Source organism: Streptomyces sp. NPDC025793 (assembly GCF_055558375.1).
The window spans coordinates 275,107-296,917 of the sequence record NZ_JBVHMR010000006.1 but is presented as its reverse complement, the minus strand read 5'-3'; the positions used below and the strand labels follow the sequence as shown (position 1 = coordinate 296,917).

The window sequence follows — 21,811 nt, the reverse complement described above, 5'->3', positions numbered from 1 at the left end:
CGTGCCCCGGCCGGAACGCTCCCGCGGCCGGGGCGCGGCGCTGTGCGTCGGCGTTACCCTCGGCCCCATGGCATCAGCCCGGCGGCACCGCCTGACGGAACGTGAGCAGCAAGCGGTCGAGGCCTTCCTGCGCGACCGGGGAGCCGCGCTGGTTCCGCATCCCGGAGGGACGCTGCTGGAGCACCTGTCGCGAGTGCGCCGGGTGCTGGCCGACTGGGGAGCGGACGGCGTCGTCCAGACCGCGGGACTGTGCCATGCGACGTACGGAACGGACGGTTTCGGCCCGAAGCTGCTGCCCGTCACGGACCGGGCCACACTTCTGGCGCTGATCGGTCAACAGGCCGAAGAGCTTGTCTACTTCTACGCGAGCTGCGACCGCGCCGCCACCTACCCCCGCCTCGACGGCACCGACGCGGTCGTCTTCCGGGACCGCTTCACAGGCCGTGAGCACCAGCCTCCGGCCGCAACCCTCCGAGCGTTTCTCACCATCACGGCCGCCAACGAACTCGACGTACTGGCGCACAACGCCGACCTGGCCAGGCAGCACGGCCCCGGACTGTACGGACTGCTCACCCGGGTGGGGCCCCTGCTGCCGCCCGCCGCACGCGACGCGATCGCCCGCCAACTGGGCTGACGTCCTTCGACTCCTGCGACGCGGCAGCCGTCCGCGCCCGGCCGCCGGTCAGTCGGTGAACCCGTCCCGCACGTGGTCGAAGACGGGACGGTACGTGTCCCACCGGGCGTCCGGGGCCGACACGTAGATGTCGTACTCCCGGCCGCCGACCGTGCCGTACCCCAGGTCGACCGCGCGGAAGACGCGGGCACGGCCGCGGAAGGTGAACTCCCACACCGCGGCCGGCTTGCCCTTGAAGGTGGTCTTCTGCATGCGCAGCCTGCGGTACGTGTCGTAGTTGACCTTGGTGTTCGCCTCGATGTCCGCGAAGTGCTCGACGGGGTGCGAGCCGGCCGGGTCCACCATGCCGATCGTGATGCCGGCCAGGCCGGTCGGGTCGGCGTAGGTGACCTCGTCGCTCGGCCCCTTCTTCGGCTTCCAGCCGTCCGGCACGGGGAAGGAGACGCCGAGCCGCTGGTCGCGGACCAGGTGGTAGCCGGCAGGGCCGGGCGAGGGCGTGGCCGACGGGGTGCCGGCCGCGGTGCCGCCGGTGCGGTGGGCGTCCGCCTGGTCCGCGCCCTCGTGCGAGAGGACGTAGAAGGCCGCCGCGGCGGCGGACGCGAGCACCAGGGCGGTGACCGCCGGCACCAGTGCGCGCCGCGGGCGCCTGCGGCCCCCGCGGCGTTCGTGCGGGTCCCCCGCGTCCTCCCGGTCCCCGTCCGACGGCTCGGGCGGCGCATGGCGCGCCGGGGAGGTGCGTACCGCGGACCGGGTGGCGTCGGGCCGGAGGCCAGCGGGGCCGGCCGACGGCGCGGTGCCGGTGGGCGAGGCGCCGGTCCCGACGGCTCGCAGGGCCTGTTCCGTCTGCTCCGCGGTGGGGCGGTCCGCGGGGTCCTTGGCCAGCAGGGTCTCGACGAGCGTCGTCAGCGGCCCTGCCTGCCGCATCGGCTCCAGCGGGTCGGTGGCGATGGCGTACGCGGTCTCCATGGCGGTGTCGCGGCGGTACGGCGGGCGCCCCTCGACCGCCTGGTAGAGCGTGGCGCCCAACGACCACAGATCGGAGGCGGGGCCGGGATCCCGGCCGCGGATACGCTCCGGGGCCATGAAGTCGATGGAGCCGATCATCTCCCCGGTCTGCGTGAGCGTCGAGGTTCCGTCGGTCCGGGCGATGCCGAAGTCGGTCAGGACGACGCGGCCCCGGCGTCCAGCAGGACGTTCGCGGGTTTGATGTCGCGGTGCAGGACACCCGCGGTGTGCGCGGCCCGTACGGCGGCGATCATGCCGAGGCCGATCCGGGCGGCCTCGTCGGGGGGCAGGGTCCGGCCGCCCTGGAGGGCGTCGCCGAGCGTGGGCGCGGGCACGTACTCCATGACGATGCAGGGCCGCCCGTCGTCCTCGGCGACGTCATGGACGACGATCACGTTGGGATGCACGATCCGGGCGGCGCTGCGCGCCTCCCGGCGGGTCCGCTCGTACAGCGTGGCGACCTCGGCGTCGGAGAGGTGGGGCTGTGTGTGGAGCCGCTTGAGTGCGACCTGCCGGGCGAGCACCGCGTCCTCGGCCCGCCAGACCGTGCCCATGCCACCGCGGCCGATGCGCTCGACCAGCCGGTAGCGTCCGGCGACGAGTCTGCCTTCGTCCGACACAGCCCTGTCCTCCGCCTGCTCCGTCCCCCCTTATGTCACTGATCGTGCACATTAACCGACCTCGTCGGGAGGGTGGTAGGCGGTCCGCCATCTGGAGCGGTACGCGGTGACAGGGAGACGGCCTACCCCGTGATGGTTCCGTACCCGTCGTTGTCCAGGCCGGTCTGGGTCTGGGACGACCACAGCCGTCCGGCGGTGCCGAGCGAGGTCACGTCGGCGATCACCAGCGAGTCGACCGCGTCCCGGGGCAGGTCGCCGGCCCGGGCGACGTCGTACGCGTAGGCGTCTCGCGCGCTGCCCGCGGCGGCGGCCAGCGACGTGCTGGTGGCCGACCAGGGGGCCGAGCGGGCGGTGGCGTCCCCGCCGACGCCGAGCGCCGTGCCGGCGAGCCTGCCGTCGGCGTCGCCGTCCAGGACGTTGCCGCTGTTCCAGACCTGCTGGTGGGCCAACTGGTAGTAGGCGTTCGAGGGCGTCCCGGTGACCGGTCCCGCGATGAAGGCGTTGTCGGCCGCGTCGTGCCGGAAGGTGCCGCCGGAGTTCCCGGCCGTGTACCCGCCCTGGTAGTCGTAGACGACGTTGCCCACGAACTGCGTGTCGGCCCTGGCCAGCGGGTTGCGGTTGTGCGCGTCGGCGAAGACGTCGTGGTACCAGGTGAACGGTCCGCCCTCGGTGTGCGCGGCGAACCGCTGTCCGATCGGGTCGGCGATGATCGAGTTCTGCACGGTGATGTTCTTGGCGCCGACGGCGTCGACGTCGTCCCATTGGGCGAACTCGACCGACACATGGTCGAAGATCATGTCGCTGGCCTTGGCGAGGGCGAGGCTCGCCTTGCCGTTCGCCGGGTCGAGCGTGCCCTCCCGGAAGCGGACGTAACGCACGATGTCGTTCGAGGAGTTGGAGAAGGACACCTCCCTGCCGCGCAGGCCGATGCCCTGGCCGGGCGCGGTGTCGCCCTCGACGGTGATGTCCTCGGCCACGGAGACCGCGGAGTTCAGGGTGATGTATCCGCCCACGTCGAAGACGACGACGCGGTGCGGTGCGCTCACCGCGTCCCGGAACGAACCGCCGCCGGAGTCGTTCAGGTTGGTCACGTGGTAGGTGGTCCCGCCCGTTCCCCGGGTGGCGGACGCGCCGTAGCCCACCGCGCCGTCGAACGCCACCGCCGCCCGGGCGGCAGGAGTCTGACCGGCCCAGGATCCGGGAGCGAGCACGGCGACGGCCGCCGCGCCCAGCGCGGCGCCCGCGGCGACGACGGTACGGCGTGCGGTGCGGCGTCTGCGTGAAGTCATGTCTGCCTCCGACTCGTTGATGCCCTGAAGTCGCGGCAGCGGCGGATTGGTTGCCGCCGATTCCCCCGTCAGGAGGGGGTGACCTCGACGGTGAGGACGTGGTCGACGGCGACGGCCGCGAGGAGGTTGGCCGGACCGGTGGTGGCGGGGGCGAAGCGGACGTGCGGGTGGCGGCTGAGCTGCCGGGCCCGCCCGTCCTCGATGAGCGCGGCGATCAACTGGGGCCGACGGGCTGGAGGGCGAAGCGGGCGGGTGCGGCCGGGGCGTCCCGCCGCAGGCCGGTCGGCTCGGGCTCCGACAGCTGACCGCCGCTCCAGTCGAAGCCTGCCGGGAGGCTGTCGGCGCCGCCGCTCGGTTCGGGGGGGGGCGATCAGGCCAACCCGGGGCCGTGCCGCGCACCCCGTACCACTCTCACCATGGACATGCCATATTGAGGATGACCATCCCCCACGAAAGGTCACCTCCATGGCATACAAACGCCTGGCGGGCCTGACCGCCGGTGCCGTCATCGTCGCCGCGGCCCTGCTGCCGCAGGTGGCACAGGCCGGCACCGGCGCGCACGCCACAGCGGGCCGCGCCACCAGCACCGGGCGCGCCCACGGCGGGCACCGTACGGTCGTCATCTACCGTGTGCCCACGCGCCATCCGCTCGCCGACGCCGAGCGGCTCGTCGACTCCGGATACGACCTTCTGGAGAAGCGGCAGGGCAGCACCCTGTTCGTCTCCGGCGACACCTCCACCGCGGCCGGACTGCGGCGGCTCGGCTTCACCCCCGCGATCGCCACGACGCTGACCGAGGCGATCCCCTCCCGCACCGCGATGACGCGCGCCGCCGCGGGCGACACCTTCGACGGCGGCTACCACACGGTCACCGCGCAGTACTCCCACCTGGACGCCACCGCGTCCCAACACCCCGACCTCGCCAAGGTGGTGACGTACGGTCAGTCATGGCTCAAACAGCACGGACGCGGCGGCCGCGATCTCAAGGCGATATGCATCACCAAACTCCAGGCGGGCGACTGTGCGCTCAGCCCGAACTCGGCCAAGCCGCGGTTCTTCCTGATGAGCCAGATCCACGCCCGCGAACTGACGACCGGTGAGATGTCGTGGCGCTGGATCGACGCACTGACCAGCGGCTACGGCAAGGACTCGGCGATCACCACGTTGATGGACACCACCGAGATGTGGGTGGTGCCCGACGCCAACCCCGACGGCGTCGACATGGTCGCGGCGGGCGGCGACAACCCCGTCCTCCAGCGCAAGAACGCCGACGACGCGCACGGCTCCCGGTGCGGCGTGAGCGCCTACAGCCAGATCGGCGTCGACCTCAACCGCAACGCCGGCACTCACTGGAACACCTCCGGCACCTCCAGCGCCCCCTGCGACCAGACCTACGACGGCCCCTCGGCCGACTCCGAGGTGGAGAACGGCGCTCTGGAGAACCTCTTCCGCGCGCTGTTCCCCGCCGTGCGCACCGGCACGTCCGACACCGCCCCGGCGCCGTCGGACGCCAAGGGCATGATGATCACCCTGCACAGCGACGCGAGCATGGTGCTCTTCCCCTGGGAGTACGACTCCACCGTGCACACCGGCAACGACACCGCCCTGCGCGCGCTGGCCGCGCACATGGCCTCGCTGACCGGCTACCAGTACGGCCAGGCGGGCGAGATCCTCTACAACGCCTCGGGCGGGACCGACGACTGGACGTACGACAAGCTCGGCCTCGCCAGCTTCACCATCGAGATCGGCGACAGCAACGGCGTCGGCTGCGACGGCTTCACACCGCCCTTCTCCTGCCAGGACAGCTACTTCTGGCCGAAGATGGAACCGGCGCTCCTGTACGCCGCCCAGCACGCCACGTCGCCGTACACCACCACGTCCGCCGCACACCGCTGACGATCCCGCCTCACGAGGACGGCAGGGTCCAGCGCTGGCCGGTACTCCCCGCGCATGCGGCGAGGGCCAACCGGGTCTTGTTCGTGGCGCCGTTGCTCGCATCGGTGAGACAGAGCCCCGAGACCGGGTTGACGAGTTCGCCCGTGCTGTCGGACTGCCAACGCTGGGCCTCGGTGCCGTTGCAGGTGTGGAGTTGGATCTTCGTGCCGGAGGTCGTCGCGCCGTCGGTGACGTCCATGCAGTCGTTCAGCACCTGGAGGGTGCCGTCGGGGACGACCTTCCAGGTCTGGGCGTCGCTGCCGTTGCAGGTGTAGATCTGGACGGCCGTGCCGTTCGACGTCCCGGCCCCGGCGTCGTCGACGCACTTGCCGGTGGCCGTCTCGGTGAGCGGGCCGGCGGGCTGGGCCACGCCGGTGCCCGGGGTGCCGTCGTAGGAGGGGGGTGCGGCCGAGGCGTCCGACGCCCACCCGGTGTCGGCGGTCGAGGAGAGGGTGAAGTCCAGCTCGGCGGACGAGCCGAGCAAGGAGGCGGGCACATAGGCCTTGTTCCACACACTGCCGTTCAGCGTCAGGGCCTGGACGTACGGCGAACCGTCCGACGCCGCCGGGGCGTTGACGGTCAGCGTGTGCCCGCCCGCCGTGACCACGGCCGAGGTGAACAGGGGGCTGCCGAGGGCCAGGTCGGCGGTGCCCGGAGTCTCCGGGTAGAGACCGAGCGCTGACCAGACGTACCAGGCGCTCATCTCGCCGAGGTCGTCGTTGCCGGGCTCACCGCCGGCGGCGTCGGTCCACAGCTGGTCCTGGACGGCGCGCACGGCGGACTGCGCCTTGTACGGCTCGCCGACCCAGTCGTACTCCCACGGCAGCCCGATGCTGGGCTCGTTGCCCATGTTGGACTGGGTGCCGATCACACTGCCCAGGCCCTGGTAGCCGCTGAGCACGCTGTCCAGGTACGACGCCAGGGACGAGGTGCCGCCCTCCAGGGACGCCAGCTTGGCGATGTTGAAGGGGATCATCGGGGTATAGGTGAAGGCGTCGCCCTCGGCGAAGTCGTTGCTCGACGTGCCGGTGATCAGCTTGGCGTTGAACCCGTCCATCCAGCGGCCGTTGGAGTGCTGTGGCTGGATGTAGCCGGACGACGTGTTGAAGATGTTCTGCCAGTCCTGCGCCCGGTCCTGGAACTTCTTCCGGTTCGCGCTGTCGCCGAGTGCGCCCGCGAACGCCGACAGGGCGAAGTCGTCCGTGTCGTACTCCAGTTGGGTGGAGGTGGTGGCGTACTCGTGGCAGCAGCCGTACAGCGAGTTGGTGGGCAGATAGCCGAACGAGTCCAGGTACGTCACACCGGGGGTGACGTCGCTGTCGGTGGTCTGTTCCTTGATCATGGCGGACAGGGCCGTGGCGGTGTCGAAGTCGCGTGCGCCGAAGGCGTAGTAGTCGGCCAGCACGGGCACGGCCGGATCGCCGACCATGATGTGGGTCTCGCCGGTGTTCATGCCCCACTTGGTGAGCGTGCCGCCCTGCTGGTAGTCGTTGACGATCGACTGCGCCATGTCGGAGGCGGCCTGGGGGTCGAACAACGCGGTGAGCTGGGCCCCGGAGCGGTAGGTGTCCCAGTTGGAGAAGTCGGTGTACTGGGCGCCGTGGCCGCTGGTCACGGTGTGCACGGCGCCGTCGTAGCCGCGGTAGGAGCCGTCGGCGTCGCTGACCACGCTGGGGAAGAGGCAGGCGTGGTAGAGGGCGGTGTAGAAGACGTGCTGCTGGTCGCTGGTGCCGCCGCTCACCGTGATCTTCGACAGTTCGTCGCGCCATGCCGTCGTCGCGGCGGACTTCACGTCGGCGAAGCTCTTGCCGGTGACCTCCGCGTCCCGGTTGGCGGCCGCCTCGGCCGTCGACGTGTAGGAGATGCCGACCCGGGCCTCGACCGTCCGGCTGCTCGTGGTGTCGAAGGTGAGGTACTCGCCGCCGCTGTAGCCGCCGGCGGTGAAGGGGTGGTCGAAGGTGAGGGCGAAGTAGACCGTGAAGGGGTTGGTGGCCTCGCAGAAGCCGGTGCTGGTCACCGAGCCGGTCACCGTGTCGTCACCCGTCACGTTCAGCGTCGAGGAGGCGTACGGGGTCTGCGTGCCGTTCAGTTTGAGGAGCAGGTCGGCCTGGGTGGAGGCGGGGAAGGTGAACCGGCCGATCCCCGCGTGCGTGGTCGTGGTGAGGGCCACGCCGGTGCCGTTGCCGAGGGAGACGGAGTAGGAGCCGGGTAACGCCGTCTCGTTCGCGTGGGAGAACGACTCCGTCGTGGAGCCGGGGTCGGAGCCGATCGAGCCGACCACGGGCAGGATGGGCAGATCCCCGGCCGCGTCGCAGCCGACGCCGGAGACATGGGTGAGGCTGAAGCCGGAGACGGCGGAATCGGCGTAGTTGTAACCGCCGCCCTTGGGCCGCGAGGTGGTGTCCGGGGACCACTGGACCATGCCGTGCGGGACGTCGGCGCCGGGAAAGGTGTTCCCGGCGCTGAAGTCGCTGTTGGAGCCGGTGCCGATGTAGGGATTGACCAGCGGCACCGGATCGGAGACGGCCGTCGCGGCCCCTGCCGACGGGGTGAGCTGGCCGGGCAGGGCGAAGGCGAGTGCCGTCGCACCGGCCGCCAGGACCCGCAGCAGCGTGCGGGAGTTCGGGGCGTCAGCCACGGGTGAGCACCTCGCCGAGCACGCCGTTCGCCGGAGCGGTGATCCAGTCGGTGGAGATGTACGAGGCACCGTCGGCAGCGAGTTCGGCCACCCGGGCCTGGGCGTCGGCCAGCGAGGGGTCGGACGAGCTGAGGGCGGGCGACACGCCGTAGGCGTCGGTGACGACCGTCAGGTAGTGGTTGGCGTCGTACCACTGGGTGTCGCCGTCGCCGACCCAGGCGGCCGCGTCCGCGTCGAAGACCACGAACCAGGGGCGCAGGGTGCTGTCGCTGTAGCGGGTGCGCGGGTCCACCGCCTGTGCGCCGAGCACGCTGGGGAAGACGGCGGCCCGGTCGATGGTCCCGGCGGCGGCCAGGTCCTTGAGGTGCTGGGCGTAGACGACGTCCACCCAGGTGGAGGCGGGGTCGACGGCCTGCTCGAAGGTGCCCGGGATGATCTCGACGACCGCCTTGCCGCTCAGGGCGGTGTTCGCGGCCCAGTTGTTCGCGCGGGCGGCGGTGTCGAGGTCGGGGTAGCGGCTGCCGTCGCTCTTGGTCAGCAGGTCGGCGGGGGTGTAGAGGGTGCTGCCGAGGTGTGCCTTGACGTAGGCGTCGAACGAGGTCGGGTTCATGCCGAGGGTGTTGTCGAACCCGTTCTTCATCTCGATCTTGACCATGAGCGGGTGGCCTGCGGGGTGGGCCCGCAGCCAGATCCGGATGTCGTCGAGGCAGCTGTCCAGGTTCTGGTTGCGGTCGCCCGTGTGGAGGTCGGCCGCCGTATTCGCCTTGACGCAGTTGTTGTCGCTGCCCAGCGGGTTGCTGTGGCTCACGTTCCACTTGCCGGTGAACACGTTGGCCCAGGTGTCCAGTTCCACGAGGGAGGTGCCGGTGTCCAGGGCGTCGGCGAGGTAGGTGTACGCCGACTTGTCGTTGTACGTGTTGTGGATGCCGGTGCCGGACACCTCGGCCAGCGTCGCCCCGCCAAGGTCGGCGGCGTGCGCGGCCGGCATCGTCGTCGCGGCGAGCAGCAGAGCCGAGACGGCCAACAACAGGGCCCGCACTCTTCGGCCAATCATGCGCATGCCAATCCCCTCTGGCGGTGCTCGGTGGTGGTCGCGCAGAGCCTAGGGGTGCCGGACGTCCATTGGCTACGCCTCGGTAACCGCTTTCCCAACATCCCGGAACTGTTACGGGTGTGGCGCGCGACGGCGCTCCTCCGCACTGCTCCGGCACGGCTGCTCAAGCAGGGCTGTTCAGCCAGGGCCTACTCCGACAGAGTCCAGGGAGCGGACAGCAGATCGGCGACGCTGCGCCGGACGCGGCGCTCCGGCGGCGCTTCGGCCGCCTTCCCCAGCGCGATCATGGAGACGATCGCCCATCCCGGGTTCGGACTCAGTTCTTTGGTGAGGCCTTCCAGGTCGAACGCGCGGAACTGATGGGCCGCCAGCCCCATCGCCTGGGCCTGGACGGTCATGTGGGCGATGGCCTGGCCGAGGTCGTAGTCCGCGAACTCGGAGTAGAGCAGCTGTGTCTCGTCGACGTGGCGGTGCGTCAGCGTGACGACGAGCAGGCCCGCGTCCGTCGCCCACCGGGCCGAGCTGGGCGCGAGGTGACGCGCCACCCGCTCGTGCTCCGGCTCACCGGGCCGGCTCGTGAAGAAGCCCCAGGGCTGGGAGTTGCCGGCGGACGGCGCCCACCGCGCGGCCTCCAGCAGCAGACCCAGGCAGTCGTCGTCCACGGCGGCCGACGGGTCGAACCGGTAGGGGCTGAACCGTCCGGCCAGCAGAGGATGGATGCGGGCGGGCGGTTCGTGATCGCGTCGCATGCCGGGGTGCAACCAGCCGGCCTGCGGCCGTATTCCCCACGTCGGCGGAGGTCAGGGCGCGCGCCAGGACGGCCGCACCGTCGTCATCGCGCGGGGCGGCGTACAGCGGTCGGTCATCCGATCGACTCCGTTCCGCGCAGGTATCCGTACGTCAGCTCGCGCAGCCGGTCGGGCCCGAAGCTGCGGCCGTGGCCCGGGTGGACGACGGAGACGTCGAGGTCGGTGAGGTGTTGCAGGCTGCGCCGGTAGCACGAGCGGTCCGACTCGGGGAGGTCGTCGATGAGGTCGCCGTTGTAGATCACGTCGCCGGAGTACAGCGCGCCGGTGCGTTCTTCGAGAAGGGCGATGCATCCGGGCGTGTGACCGGGCAGGTGGAGGACGGTCAGCGTCCGGCCGCCCGCGTCGACGGTGTCTCCGCCCCGGAGCAGGTGGGTGACCGTCATCGGACCGGGGTCGTAGCTCCTCGGGTCGTACGCGGCGTGCGGCAGCGCGTCGATCAGGAGGTCCGGTACGGCTTGGCCGTCCGTGTCGAGGCCGAGTTTCTCGTAGAGTTCGGCCCCGTACAGGCTCGCCGGGACGCCTTTCGCCAGCACCTCGGCGGCGGCGACATGCGCGGCCCGCTCCCGGAACTCGCGGGCTCCGCCGACGTGGTCCAGGTGGGCGTGGGTGAGGATCACCAGCGGGTCCCGCTCGAACAGCCCCGGAATCTCCCGGCGCAGTGCGGCCACGCCGAGACCGGCGTCCACGACGATGTCACGGTCGGTTCCGCGCAGCCACCACAGGTTGGCCCTCAGCAGCTTGTCGGCATGCGGTTCGGTGATCCGTACGACGCCCTGGTCCACCTCATGCAGCTCGTACCAGTGACCGGGGCGGTGCGGCAGTTGGTGCGGGTTCTGCCGGACCGGGCCCGCAGGGCCGGGCGTGACCGGCGTACCGCCGTCAGCGGAGAAGCTCATGCCCCACATCTCAGCAGAACGTCGGCCGGGCAGACCAGAGATGTGGTGTCGCGTGGGAGGTGATGGGCGCCACGGGCGTGCTCAAACGTTCCTCTTCGCACCGCGCCCGGTCGGCGACCTGGTGTGACCCTGGCGTGACGGCTCTCCGGCGAGGCACCCGGTAAGGCCCCTCCATGCCCTGTGGACCTGCTCCGGGGAGGGTTCCGGTTGCAGGCTGTGGTGTGTGCCTGTGCGCTGGTGGGGAACGTGCTCCGTCCGGGTGCGCACCGGGGGAGAGGAGCCCCTGTGACTGCGTCGATGCCGGCGGCGGGCGGCCGACGGGCGGGACCTCAGGAGCCCGGATACCAGCCGGACCCGCAGCGGTGGCGGGCCCTGTGGGTCACCCTGGTCGCCGGCTTCATGAGCCTGCTGGACGTGACCATCGTGGCGGTCGCGCTGCCCACCATCCAGCGTGACCTGCACGCCTCCGCCGCCCAGGTGCAGTGGGTCGTCTCCGGCTACGCCCTCAGCTTCGCCCTCGCACTCGTCACCGCCGGGCGGCTCGGCGACGCACTGGACCGCCGCCGTATCTTCCTGCTGGCCCTCAGCGGCTTCGTGGTCTTCAGCGCGGCCTGTGGAGCGGCCCCCGACATCACGCTGCTGGTCGTGGCCCGGCTCGCGCAGGGGCTGGCGGCCGGATTCATGGCGCCGCAGAACTCCGCGCTGATCCAGCAGCTGTTCCGCGGCGCCGAACGCGGCCGCGCCTTCGGCTTCTTCGGCGCGACCGTCGGCATCTCCTCCGCCGTCGGCCCGCTGACCGGCGGCGCCATCCTCGCCCTGGCCTCCGGTGCGCAGGGCTGGCGCTGGATCTTCTACGTCAATGTCCCCATCGGCGTCGTCGCCGTCCTCCTGGGCCGCCGTCTGCTGCCCCGCGCCCTCCGCTCGGGCCGACGGGCCGGCCGGCAGCCGGGCCGTGTGGACCTGCCCGGGGTCGTGCTCCTCGGCCTCGGCGTCCTGGCGCTCATGTATCCCCTGGTCCAGGCCGACTCGGGCGGTCTCGGCCGACTGTGGTGGCTCTTCCCCGTCGGCGTCCTCCTCCTCGCGGTCTTCACGCGGTGGCAGCGCCGGCTCATCGCCCGGGGCGCGCAGCCGCTGCTCGACCCGCGCCTGTTCAGCACCGTGCGCGGCTACGCCATCGGTGCCTGCGTCGGCACGCTGTACTTCATCGGATTCAGCGGTGTCTGGCTGGTCTTCGCGCTCTTCTACCAGCACGGCCTGGGCTACTCCCCGCTCCGCTCCGGCCTTGCCGTCACCCCCTTCGCCGTCGGGTCGGCGAGCGCCGCCGTGATCGCCGGCCGGCTCGTGGAGCGGTTCGGCCGCACGCTCACCGTCTGCGGCCTCACGGGCGTGCTCGTCGGCCTGGGCGGCACCGCGCTCCTGCTGCGCTACGCGCCCCTCGGCACCGCGCCCTGGGCCGCCGCTCCCCTGCTGTTCCTCGGCGGCGTCGGCAGCGGTTTCGTGGTCTCCCCCAACATCACCATGACCCTGCGGGACGTCCCCGTGCACATGGCCGGTGCCGCCGGCGGCGCCCTGCAGACCGGACAGCGACTCGGCGCCGCGGTCGGCACCGCCGCCCTGCCCGGCCTCTTCTACGTCACGCTCGGCAGGAGCGGCCACTACCCCACCGCCCTCTTCACCGCGATCGGCGCCGCTCTCGTCGGCATGGCGGCCTCCCTGGCCCTCGCCGCGTACGACTGGCGACGCGACCGGACACCCGGCCGGCCCTGAGCCCTGCCGCCCCCCACCGGTCACTCTAACCCTTAAAAAGACCTTGACAGGTTACATCACACCGTGCTCGACTCGACCATGTAACCCCTGACACCAGAAAGAGAGGTTAGAGTCATGGCCCCCGCAGTTCACCACCGCACCGCCACCGTCAACGGTCTCGACGTCTTCTACCGGGAGGCCGGCGGCCCCCAGGCACCCGTGGTCGTGCTCCTCCACGGCTTCCCGACCAGCTCACACATGTTCCGCGGGCTGATCCCCGCGCTCGCCGACCGCTACCGTGTGATCGCCCCCGACCACATCGGGTTCGGCCAGTCCGCGATGCCCGCCCCGAAGGACTTCCCGTACACCTTCGACGCGCTCACGGAGATCACCTCCGGCCTGCTCCAGCACCTGAACGTCGACCGGTTCGCGATGTACGTGCAGGACTACGGCGCCCCCATCGGCTGGCGTCTCGCCCTCCAGGCACCGGACCGCGTCACGGCGATCATCACCCAGAACGGCAACGCCTACGAAGAGGGCTTCGTCCAGCCCTTCTGGGAGGGCGTGTTCGCCTACGCCAAGAACCCGGGACCGGACACCGAAGGCCCCATGCGCGGCGCCCTGACACCCGAGGTCACACGCTGGCAGTACGTCAACGGCGTCCCCGACCCCAGCCTCGTCAGCCCCGACAACTGGGTCCACGACCAGGCCCTGCTGGACCGCCCCGGCAACGACGAGATCCAGCTCGGGCTGTTCCGCGACTATCCCACCAACGTGGACCTCTACCCGCAGGTCCACCAGTACTTCCGCGACTCCGGGGTCCCGCTGCTGGCAGTCTGGGGAGCAGGCGACGAGATCTTCGGCCCCGCGGGCGCGGAGGCGTTCCGCCAGGACCTGCCCGATGCCGAGATCCATCTGCTCGACTCCGGGCACTTCGCCCTGGAGAGCCACCTGGAGTCCATCACCGGACACATCCGCGACTTCCTCGCACGCGTCCTCGTCCCCTGACCCTCCGGATCGGGCGGCCGTACCGGTAGGGCCGGATCGCACTTACCCGCGCGCTGCCGACGGTGCTACACCGAAAGGGGGTTGTCTCGGACCACCCCGTCGCCCTGCGCAGATTCGAGGAGGGTTCATGAATGCCTCGACCGACACCGTGGCCGATCCGGCCGCCTCTGTTGATCAGCGGGACGAACCGACCGTACACATACTCTGGATCAACGCCGGTCTGAGCTGCGACGGGGACTCGGTCTCCCTGACCGCCGCGAGCCAGCCGAGCATCGAAGAACTCGCGCTCGGAGCACTGCCCGGGCTGCCGAAGGTGGCGGTGCACTGGCCGTTGATCGACTTCGAGTGCGGTCCGGCACAGGGGGCGGACAATTTCGTCGACTGGTTCTTCAAGGGCGAGCGGGGCGAGATCGACCCGTTCGTGCTGGTCGTGGAGGGGTCCATCCCGAACGAGCGGGTCAAGCCGGAGGGTTACTGGTGCGGCTTCGGCGACGATCCGGAGACCGGCCAGCCGATCACCACCAGCGAGTGGCTCGACCGGCTCACCCCGAGGGCACTCGCCGTGGTGGCCATGGGCACCTGCGCTACGTACGGCGGCATCCACGCGATGGCGGGCAACCCCACCGGTGCCATGGGGGTGCCCGACTACCTCGGCTGGGACTGGAAGTCCCAGGCGGGCATCCCGATCGTGTGCGTCCCGGGCTGCCCGGTGCATCCGGACAACGCCTCCGAGACACTGCTCTACCTGCTGTACCAGGCCGCCGGGGCCGCACCCATGATCCCGCTGGACGCGGAGCTACGGCCGACCTGGCTGTTCGGCGCCACCGTGCACGAGGGCTGCGACCGGGCGGGCTACTACGAACAGGGGCAGTTCGCCGAGGAGTACGGCTCGCCGCAGTGCCTCGTGAAGCTGGGCTGCTGGGGCCCGGTGGTGAAGTGCAACGTGCCCAAGCGCGGCTGGATCAACGGTGTGGGCGGCTGCCCGAACGTCGGCGGCATCTGCATCGCCTGCACGATGCCCGGCTTCCCGGACAAGTTCATGCCGTTCATGGACGAGCCGCCCGGGGCGCAGGTCTCGTCGACGGCCAGCACGGTCTACGGCTCGGTCGTACGGCGGCTGCGGCACTTCACGGAGCACACCGTGGACCGGGAACCGAAGTGGCGGACCAAGGGCAAGAAGCTCACCACGGGCTACCGAGCGCCGTGGTGACGGGAATCGGAGCGGCATCATGGCGACGGTGAAGGACAAGCCGGCCGGTGGCAGCCTGGTGGAGATGTCCTGGGACCCCATCACCCGCATCGTGGGCAGCCTGGGCATCCACACGAAGATCGACTTCAAGGCCAAGCGGGTCGCCGAGTGCTACAGCACCTCCTCGGTCTTCCGCGGCTACAGCGTCTTCATGCGCGGCAAGGACCCGCGGGACGCACACTTCATCACCAGCCGCATCTGCGGCATCTGCGGCGACAACCACGCCACGTGCTCGGTGTACACGCAGAACATGGCGTACGGCGTCGTACCCCCGCACCTGGGCGAGTGGATCATCAACCTCGGCGAGGCCGCGGAGTACATGTTCGACCACAACATCTTCCAGGAGAACCTGGTCGGGGTCGACTACTGCGAGAAGATGGTCCGGGAGACCAACCCGGGCGTGCTGGAACTGGCCGAGCGCACCGAGGCCCCGCACGCCGCCGAGCACGGCTACCGCACCATCGCCGACATCATGCGCTCGCTGAACCCGCTGGAGGGCGAGTTCTACCGCGAGGCGCTCCAGGTCAGCCGCTACACACGGGAGATGTTCTGTCTGATGGAGGGCCGCCATGTGCACCCCTCCACGCTCTACCCGGGCGGCGTCGGCACCGTCGCCACGGTGCAGCTCTTCACGGACTACCTCACCCGGCTCACCCGCTACGTGGAGTTCATGAAGCGCGTCGTCCCGCTGCACGACGACCTCTTCGACTTCTTCTACGAGGCGCTGCCCGGATACGAGGACGTCGGCCGGCGGCGGGTGCTGCTGGGCTGCTGGGGCGCGCTGAACGATCCGGAGCACTGCGACTTCAGCTACGCCCGGATGTCCGACTGGGGCCGGCACATGTTCGTCACCCCGGGCATCATCGTCGACGGCAAGCTGATCACCAACGACCTCGTCGACATCAACCTCGGCATCCGCATCCTGCTGGGCTCCTCGTACTACGAGGACTGGGCCGGGATGGAGAAGTTCGTCGAGTACGACCCGCTCGGCCACGAGGTCGACGAACGCCACCCCTGGAACCAGCACACCATCCCCGCCCCGCAGAAGCGCGACTTCGAGGACAAGTACAGCTGGGTGATGTCCCCGCGCTGGTTCGACGGCACGCACCACCTCGCCCTGGACACCGGCGGCGGCCCCATCGCCCGGCTGTGGTCCACGGCCCTGTCCGGGCTGGTCGACATCGGATATGTGAAGGCCACCGGGGACAGCGTCCAGATCCGTCTGCCGCGCACCATGACCAAGCCGGAGACCACCCTGGAGTGGCACATCCCGAAGTGGAGCAACGCCATCGAACGCAACCGCGCGCGCACCTACTTCCAGGCGTACGCGGCCGCCGCGGCACTGCACTTCGCCGAGCAGGCGATGGCCGAGGTCCGGGCCGGGCACACCCAGACCTGGGAGAAGTTCGACGTGCCGGACGAGTCGATCGGCTGCGGCTTCACCGAGGCCGTCCGCGGAGTGCTGAGCCACCACATGGTCATCCGCGACGGCAAGATCGCGAACTACCACCCGTACCCGCCCACCCCGTGGAACGCCAGTGTCCGCGACACCTACGGCACCCCGGGTCCGTACGAGGACGCGGTGCAGAACACGCCGATCTTCGAGGAGAACCCACCGGAGACCTTCAAGGGCATCGACATCATGCGCGCCGTGCGCAGCTTCGACCCCTGTCTGCCGTGCGGTGTGCACATGTACGTCGGCGGCGGGCGGACCGTCGAGCACACGCACCTGCCCACCGGCCTGAGCGGGCTGTCCGCCTGATCCGGCCTGACCCCGCGTGAGAGGAGGGCCCGTCGATGGCCGGACCGGACGTGGGCGGGAGGATCGCCGCCCTCCTCGACGAACTCGGGCGCACGGCCGACCCCGAGGTCCGCGCCAGGGCCGATGAACTGGTGCGCACACTGGTCGAGTTCTACGGCGAAGGGCTCACCCGCGCGGTGCGGCTGCTGCGCAACGCCCCGCCCGGCGCGGACCCGGTCGCCGTCCTCGTCGCCGACGAACTCGTCGCCGATCTGCTGATCCTGCACGACCTGCATCCGGACGACACCCTGACCCGGGTCGAGCGGGCCCTGAACCGGGTCCGCCCCTACCTCGGCTCGCACGCGGGCGACGTCGAGGTCACCGGGCTCGACGTCGCTGCCGACGACGGGCCGGTCCTCCGGCTGCGGCTGCGCGGCAGCTGCGACGGCTGTCCGTCGTCGGCCCAGACCGTGCGCTGGACGATCGAGGAGGCCGTCGCCCGGCTCGCCCCCGAGATCGTCCGCATCGACGTCGAGAGCGCCGGCGCCACCGCCGACTCCGGACCGCCGCTGCTGCAGATCCTGCCCCGTCCGCCCGACGACGCGCCCGGCCCACGCGCCGCCGACGGTGCGGCGCCGGGCCCCGCGCACTGGCACACCGTCGTCGCCGACCGGCTCCCGCGCAGGGAGGAGACCCTGGTCACGGCGGAGGTGGACGACGCCCGCCTGCTGCTCGTGCGGCTGTCGGGCGGGCTGTACGCCTACCGCGACCACTGTCCGGTGTGCGGTGCCCGGCTCGGTGATGCCGTGCTCGCCGGAGACCTGCTGCGCTGCGCCGGCTGCGGCACCGACTACGACGTACGGCACGCGGGCGTCGGAGCCGACGGGCACCTCGACCCGCTCCCCCTGTTGCAGGAGGACGGCGCGGTGCGCGTCGCGCTGCCCGAGCGTCCGGAGGCGGTGCCATGACCACGGACCTCCTGCGGCAGTTCGCCCGCCGGCCCCCGCCGCCGGGCGAACGGTGCGAACTGTGCGGCGAGCCGCTGCCCGCCGAGCACCGGCACCTGGTCGACACCCGGCTGCGCTCCCTCAAGTGCGTCTGCCCCTCCTGCCATCTGCTGCTGGACCGGCCCGGGTCGGGCGGCGGCCGGTTCCGGGCCGTACCGGCCCGCTATCTGGTCGACCCCGCCTTCCAGTTGGACGAACAGGACCGCGCCCGGCTCCAGATCCCCGTCGGGCTCGCCTTCTTCTTCCGCAACTCCGCCCTGGACCGGCTGTGCGCCTTCTACCCCAGCCCGGCGGGTGCCACCGAGAGCGAGCTCGATCCGCGGACCTGGGACGAGGTCCTCGGCCGCACCCGGCTGACCGCACTGCTCGAACCCGACGTCGAGGCCCTCCTCGTCCAGCGGGCGGACGGCTCCGGGCCCGGCCTGTGCGCGCTGGTCCCGGTGGACGTCTGCTACGAACTGGTCGGCCGGATGCGCCTGCACTGGAAGGGGTTCGACGGCGGCTCCGAGGCACGCGCCGACCTCGCGGCGTTCTTCGAGCGCGTCCGGGCCGCCGCCCGCCCCCTCGGCCCCGGGGACGCGCCATGACCGACCTTGAGTTCAGCTGCACGGGCGTACGTCCGGAGGCGTACGGCACGGGTCCCACGCTGCTGTTCGGACTGCGGATCGAGGAAAGCGACCATCAGCCGGTACACGCCGTCGCCCTGCGCTGCCAGATCCGTATCGAGCCCACCCACCGCACCTACGAACCGGAGGAGGTCGACATGCTCGCCGACCTGTTCGGTGAACCGGGACGCTGGAGCACCACGCTCAAACCCCTCCAGTTCGCGCACGTGTCCCTCACCGTGCCGGCCTTCACCGGGGTGACCGAGGTCGACATGCCCGTGCCCTGCACCTACGACACGGAGGTGGCCTCCGCGTCGTACTTCCGGGCGCTCACCAAGGGTGAGATACCGCTCCTGCTGCTGTATTCCGGCACCGTGTTCACCGGGCGCCGGGGATTCCGCGCCGAGCCCATCCCCTGGCACAAGGAGTCCACGTTCCGGATGCCGGTGCAGGTCTGGCGGGACATGATCGAAGCGTATTTTCCCGGCACCGGCTGGATTCGCGTACGCAACGACTGTCTGGAGGAGCTGCGCCGCTACCGGTCCCGGCATGCCCTGCCGTCCTGGGAGCAGGTCTTCACCGAGCTTCTGACGGCCGCCGAGGCGCACGGGGGGCGAGCGCCATGACCGGTGCCCGGCACACCGAGGACACGCTCGCCCACGCGCGCGCGGTCGCCGACGCGGTGCTCTACGAGGGCTATGTGCTCTACCCGTACCGCGCCTCGGCGGCGAAGAACCGGCTGCGCTGGCAGTTCGGGGTCCTGTACCCGCCCGCCCTGACCGCGCCGGGCGAGACCTGCGCGCTGCGCACCGAGTGCCTGCTGGAGCCGCGCGGCGCGCCGAAGGTGGATGTCGAGCTGCGCTTCCTGCGGGTCCGGCGGCGCACCGTCCAGCGCCTCGCCGCCGACGGCAGCGCTGTCGAGGTGTCCGAACTGGAGCTGCCGGACCGCATCGTCGTGCCGTGGGACGAGGGCGAGGAGGAACGCATCCGCATCCATCTGCCCGTCCGCGTGCCGCCCCCGGAGGGCGAGGACCTGGACGTGGCGTTCGACCTGCCCGCCGCCACGAGCCGGGAACCGGTGACGGACGCCGCCGGACGGACCGTGGGCCGGCTCGTGCGCCGGACCGCGCGCGTCACCGGCACCCTGGCCCCGGTCCTGGAGGAACTGCCCGGCCCGTACCGGGTCCTGCGGCTCACCCTCGCGGTGCGCAACACCACGGCCGTTCCCCCGGCCGGGACCGGACGCTCCGCCGCCCTCGCGCACGCCATGATCGGCACCCATCTGCTGCTCTCCGCGCCGGGCGGTCACTTCCTGTCGATGACCGACCCGCCGGAGTGGGCCCGCGCCGAGGTCGCCGCCTGCCACAACGACCACACCTGGCCCGTCCTGGCGGGCGCCGACGACACGGACGACGTCGTCCTGTCGGCGCCGATCATCCTGGAGGACCATCCCGCGCTCGCCGAGGAGAGCCCGGGGCCGCTCTACGACGGCACGGAGATCGACGAGATCCTCTCCCTGCGCACGGCGGCCCTCACCGACCGGGAGAAACGCGAGGCGCGGGGGACCGATCCGCGCGCCGCCGAGGTCATCGACCTCGTCGACAGCATGCCCCCGGCCGTACGCGACCGGCTGCACGGCACGCTCCGTGAGCTGCGCGACGGCACGGCGCCACCCACCCCCGGGCCCGGGCCGGAGCTGCCCGCCGGGACCGGGCACCCCTGGTGGGACCCGCAGGCGGACCCCGAGGCCGCGGAGGCGTTCGCGTCGGTGGTCGTCGACGGCGTCCTGGTCGGCGCCGGCAGCCTCGTCGTGCTCGCCCCGGGCGCCCGCCGGACGGACGCACAGGACGCCTTCCTGCGCGGGCGCCACGCCACCGTCGAGGCCGTGGTGACCGATCTGGACGGCGAGACGCACCTCGCGGTGGTCCTGGCCGACGACCCCGGAACCGATCTGCGCCGCGCCCAGGGCCGGTTCCTGTACTTCCGGCCCGACGAGGTCAGGCCGCTCACCGCCACCGAGGAGGAGCCATGACCGGGGCACCCGCGCCGGGCCGCCCGCCCGTGCTCGTGGCCGGCATCGGCAATGTCTTCCGGCGGGACGACGGGTTCGGGGTGGAGACCGTCCAGCGCCTGGCCCGCCGCGGCCCCGGCGCGCTGCCGCAGGGAACGGAGCTGATGGACGTGGGCATCCGCGGGCTGCACCTGGCCTACCGGCTGCTGGACGGCTGGGGCACGCTCGTCCTGGTGGACGCCGTGCACCGGGACGGCCCTCCCGGCACGCTCTACACGATCGACGCGGGCCGGCCGGCGGAGTACGACGACGGCACGGAGACCGGCGGCGGTCCCGGCCCGCCGGACGGCCACGCGATGGATCCGGCCGCCGTACTGCGGCTGACGCGGAACCTGCACGCCGCCACGGGCGGCACCCTGCCGGACCACCTCTACGTCGTCGGCTGCGAGCCCGGCGACGCGGGCGACGGCATCGGGCTCACCCCGCCGGTGGCGGCAGCGGTGGACCGCGCCGCCGATCTCGTCGCGGATCTGGCGCGACGGGCGACACTCACAGCGACGAGGAGTTGACCCATGAACGATCACCCGGGTCTGGCCTGGACGGGCCTCGCGGTCGGTCTGGTGCTCGCCTACGAGATGGTGCGGAACCTGGCGGACATCACCCGCTATTTGCGTATGCGACGCATGTGAGCGGTGGGCAGGGGTGCCGACGGCCGGTCGTCACCGGAGGCGGTGGCGGTGGCATCCGCCAGCTGGACGTAGCGCTCCAGGAAGACATGGAGGATGCCGTGCAGCTCGCCCAGTCGCACGAACCACAGGGCCAGTTCCATCGCGCCCTGATGGGTCAGCGCGTACACGCGCCGGGCCGGTCCGTGGTCCGAGGCGTCCCAGTGCGAGGTCACCGCGCCGCCGGTCTCCAGCCCCCGCAGCACGCGGTAGACGTGTGCCGACTCCGCGTCCGGCCAGCCCATGTCGACCAGTCTGCGCACCAGTTCGTAGCCGTGTCCCCGGCGCTCGGCCAGCAACAGCAGCAGAACGGGCGTGAGCAGCGTGCGGCGTTCGGCCTCGTACGGGTTCATCGCTCTCTCAGCCTAGCCAATCCGCCTCACGCGCCCCATCCGAGAGCCAGGGCGCGGGAGAAACAGGAGGTCAGGAGGGAACGGACATGCACGAGCTGTCCATCGCCACGGCCGTCGTCGACGAGGTGCGCCCGCTGGCGGGCGGGGACGTCGTGCGGTCGGTGGCGCTGCGGATCGGTGAGCTGGCCGCGGTCGTCCCCGAGGCGCTGGAGTTCTCCTTCGCGGTGGCCGCCGAGGGCACCGCGCTGGCGGGCGCCGAGCTGCTGATCGACACTGTTGAAGGACGAGCCCGCTGTGACGGCTGTGGCCGTGAGGGGCCCACCGGGATGCCCCCGGTGCTCTGGTGCGAGGCGTGCGCCCGACCGCTCGTCCTGCTCTCCGGCCGTGAGCTGGAGATCGTCCGGCTGGTCACGGACCCCGGCCCCGAACCGGCCCCCGCCGCCCCTGCCGCCTCGGACAAGGAGCGCTCCCCCACCCGGAGGTAGC

The 21,811-nt window shown here is 71.5% G+C and carries 20 protein-coding genes and 1 pseudogene; 13 read left to right on the top strand and 8 right to left on the bottom strand.

Annotated features, from left to right (window positions below; genetic code table 11):
* Positions 1-67 precede the first annotated feature (67 nt).
* Positions 68-634: a DUF6817 domain-containing protein gene (locus tag ACZ4MF_RS15685; RefSeq protein WP_467492543.1), complete on the top strand. Its 567-nt coding sequence runs from the start codon at positions 68-70 to the stop codon at positions 632-634.
* 48 nt (positions 635-682) lie between these two features.
* Here ACZ4MF_RS15685 and ACZ4MF_RS15680 read toward each other — a convergent pair.
* From ACZ4MF_RS15680 to ACZ4MF_RS15670, 3 genes and pseudogenes are all read right to left on the bottom strand, one after another.
* Positions 683-2,259: pseudogene (locus ACZ4MF_RS15680) on the bottom strand (serine/threonine-protein kinase).
* A gap of 122 nt (positions 2,260-2,381) precedes the next feature.
* Positions 2,382-3,548 (bottom strand): hypothetical protein, encoded by a 1,167-nt coding sequence (locus ACZ4MF_RS15675; RefSeq protein WP_467492542.1) that lies wholly within the window; start codon positions 3,546-3,548, stop codon positions 2,382-2,384.
* 68 nt (positions 3,549-3,616) lie between these two features.
* A complete protein-coding gene (locus ACZ4MF_RS15670) occupies positions 3,617-3,766 on the bottom strand; it encodes a hypothetical protein (protein WP_467492541.1) in 150 nt (49 codons plus the stop codon).
* A 247-nt stretch (positions 3,767-4,013) separates the two neighbouring features.
* Here ACZ4MF_RS15670 and ACZ4MF_RS15665 point away from each other — a divergent pair, with 247 nt between their 5' ends.
* A complete protein-coding gene (locus ACZ4MF_RS15665; protein ID WP_467492540.1) occupies positions 4,014-5,444 on the top strand; it encodes a M14 family zinc carboxypeptidase in 1,431 nt (476 codons plus the stop codon).
* Positions 5,445-5,454: 10 nt separating this feature from the next.
* Here ACZ4MF_RS15665 and ACZ4MF_RS15660 read toward each other — a convergent pair whose 3' ends face one another.
* The 4 genes from ACZ4MF_RS15660 to ACZ4MF_RS15645 form a co-directional block, all read right to left on the bottom strand.
* Positions 5,455-8,121 carry a lectin gene (locus ACZ4MF_RS15660; RefSeq protein WP_467492539.1) on the bottom strand — a complete coding sequence of 889 codons (2,667 nt, stop codon included), beginning with the start codon at positions 8,119-8,121 and terminating at the stop codon, positions 5,455-5,457.
* A complete protein-coding gene (locus tag ACZ4MF_RS15655; protein WP_467492538.1) occupies positions 8,114-9,175 on the bottom strand; it encodes a PI-PLC domain-containing protein in 1,062 nt (353 codons plus the stop codon). The genes ACZ4MF_RS15660 and ACZ4MF_RS15655 overlap by 8 nt, the downstream gene beginning before the upstream one ends.
* 188 nt (positions 9,176-9,363) lie before the next feature.
* Complete coding sequence (locus ACZ4MF_RS15650; protein ID WP_467492537.1) at positions 9,364-9,924, bottom strand: nitroreductase family protein; 561 nt, start codon at positions 9,922-9,924, stop codon at positions 9,364-9,366.
* A gap of 113 nt (positions 9,925-10,037) precedes the next feature.
* Positions 10,038-10,880 (bottom strand): MBL fold metallo-hydrolase, encoded by an 843-nt coding sequence (locus tag ACZ4MF_RS15645; RefSeq protein WP_467492536.1) that lies wholly within the window; start codon positions 10,878-10,880, stop codon positions 10,038-10,040.
* Positions 10,881-11,177: 297 nt separating this feature from the next.
* Here ACZ4MF_RS15645 and ACZ4MF_RS15640 point away from each other — a divergent pair, with 297 nt between their 5' ends.
* From ACZ4MF_RS15640 to ACZ4MF_RS15595, 10 genes are all read left to right on the top strand, one after another.
* Entirely contained in the window at positions 11,178-12,647 is a 1,470-nt protein-coding gene (locus ACZ4MF_RS15640) for an MFS transporter (protein WP_467492579.1), read from the top strand.
* 114 nt (positions 12,648-12,761) lie between these two features.
* Positions 12,762-13,634, top strand: coding sequence for an alpha/beta fold hydrolase (locus tag ACZ4MF_RS15635; protein ID WP_467492535.1), 873 nt, complete (start codon positions 12,762-12,764; stop codon positions 13,632-13,634).
* A 127-nt stretch (positions 13,635-13,761) separates the two neighbouring features.
* The gene (locus tag ACZ4MF_RS15630; protein WP_467492534.1) at positions 13,762-14,844 is read left to right on the top strand and encodes an NADH-quinone oxidoreductase subunit B family protein; all 1,083 of its coding nucleotides are present in this window, start codon (positions 13,762-13,764) and stop codon (positions 14,842-14,844) included.
* Between the two features lie 19 nt (positions 14,845-14,863).
* Positions 14,864-16,645, top strand: coding sequence for a nickel-dependent hydrogenase large subunit (locus ACZ4MF_RS15625; RefSeq protein ID WP_467492533.1), 1,782 nt, complete (start codon positions 14,864-14,866; stop codon positions 16,643-16,645).
* Positions 16,646-16,680: 35 nt separating this feature from the next.
* Positions 16,681-17,592: a NifU family protein gene (locus tag ACZ4MF_RS15620; RefSeq protein WP_467492532.1), complete on the top strand. Its 912-nt coding sequence runs from the start codon at positions 16,681-16,683 to the stop codon at positions 17,590-17,592.
* The gene (locus tag ACZ4MF_RS15615; protein WP_467492531.1) at positions 17,589-18,218 is read left to right on the top strand and encodes a DUF5947 family protein; all 630 of its coding nucleotides are present in this window, start codon (positions 17,589-17,591) and stop codon (positions 18,216-18,218) included. The genes ACZ4MF_RS15620 and ACZ4MF_RS15615 overlap by 4 nt, the downstream gene beginning before the upstream one ends.
* Positions 18,215-18,862, top strand: a complete 648-nt coding sequence (locus tag ACZ4MF_RS15610; RefSeq protein ID WP_467492530.1) for a DUF6084 family protein — start codon at positions 18,215-18,217, stop codon at positions 18,860-18,862. The genes ACZ4MF_RS15615 and ACZ4MF_RS15610 overlap by 4 nt, the downstream gene beginning before the upstream one ends.
* The gene (locus tag ACZ4MF_RS15605; RefSeq protein ID WP_467492529.1) at positions 18,859-20,268 is read left to right on the top strand and encodes a hypothetical protein; all 1,410 of its coding nucleotides are present in this window, start codon (positions 18,859-18,861) and stop codon (positions 20,266-20,268) included. Before ACZ4MF_RS15610 ends, ACZ4MF_RS15605 begins: the two co-directional genes overlap by 4 nt.
* Entirely contained in the window at positions 20,265-20,816 is a 552-nt protein-coding gene (locus ACZ4MF_RS15600) for a hydrogenase maturation protease (RefSeq protein ID WP_467492528.1), read from the top strand. Before ACZ4MF_RS15605 ends, ACZ4MF_RS15600 begins: the two co-directional genes overlap by 4 nt.
* 3 nt (positions 20,817-20,819) lie before the next feature.
* Positions 20,820-20,936 (top strand): DUF6893 family small protein, encoded by a 117-nt coding sequence (locus tag ACZ4MF_RS15595; RefSeq protein WP_467492527.1) that lies wholly within the window; start codon positions 20,820-20,822, stop codon positions 20,934-20,936.
* Here the strand turns inward: ACZ4MF_RS15595 and ACZ4MF_RS15590 are convergent.
* Entirely contained in the window at positions 20,912-21,325 is a 414-nt protein-coding gene (locus ACZ4MF_RS15590) for a helix-turn-helix transcriptional regulator (RefSeq protein ID WP_356033141.1), read from the bottom strand. The genes ACZ4MF_RS15595 and ACZ4MF_RS15590 overlap by 25 nt on opposite strands.
* Positions 21,326-21,411: 86 nt before the next feature.
* Between ACZ4MF_RS15590 and ACZ4MF_RS15585 the strand changes: the two genes are divergently transcribed.
* On the top strand, positions 21,412-21,810 hold the full coding sequence (locus ACZ4MF_RS15585; RefSeq protein ID WP_467492526.1) for a hydrogenase maturation nickel metallochaperone HypA/HybF: 399 nt from the start codon (positions 21,412-21,414) through the stop codon (positions 21,808-21,810).
* Position 21,811 lies beyond the last annotated feature (1 nt).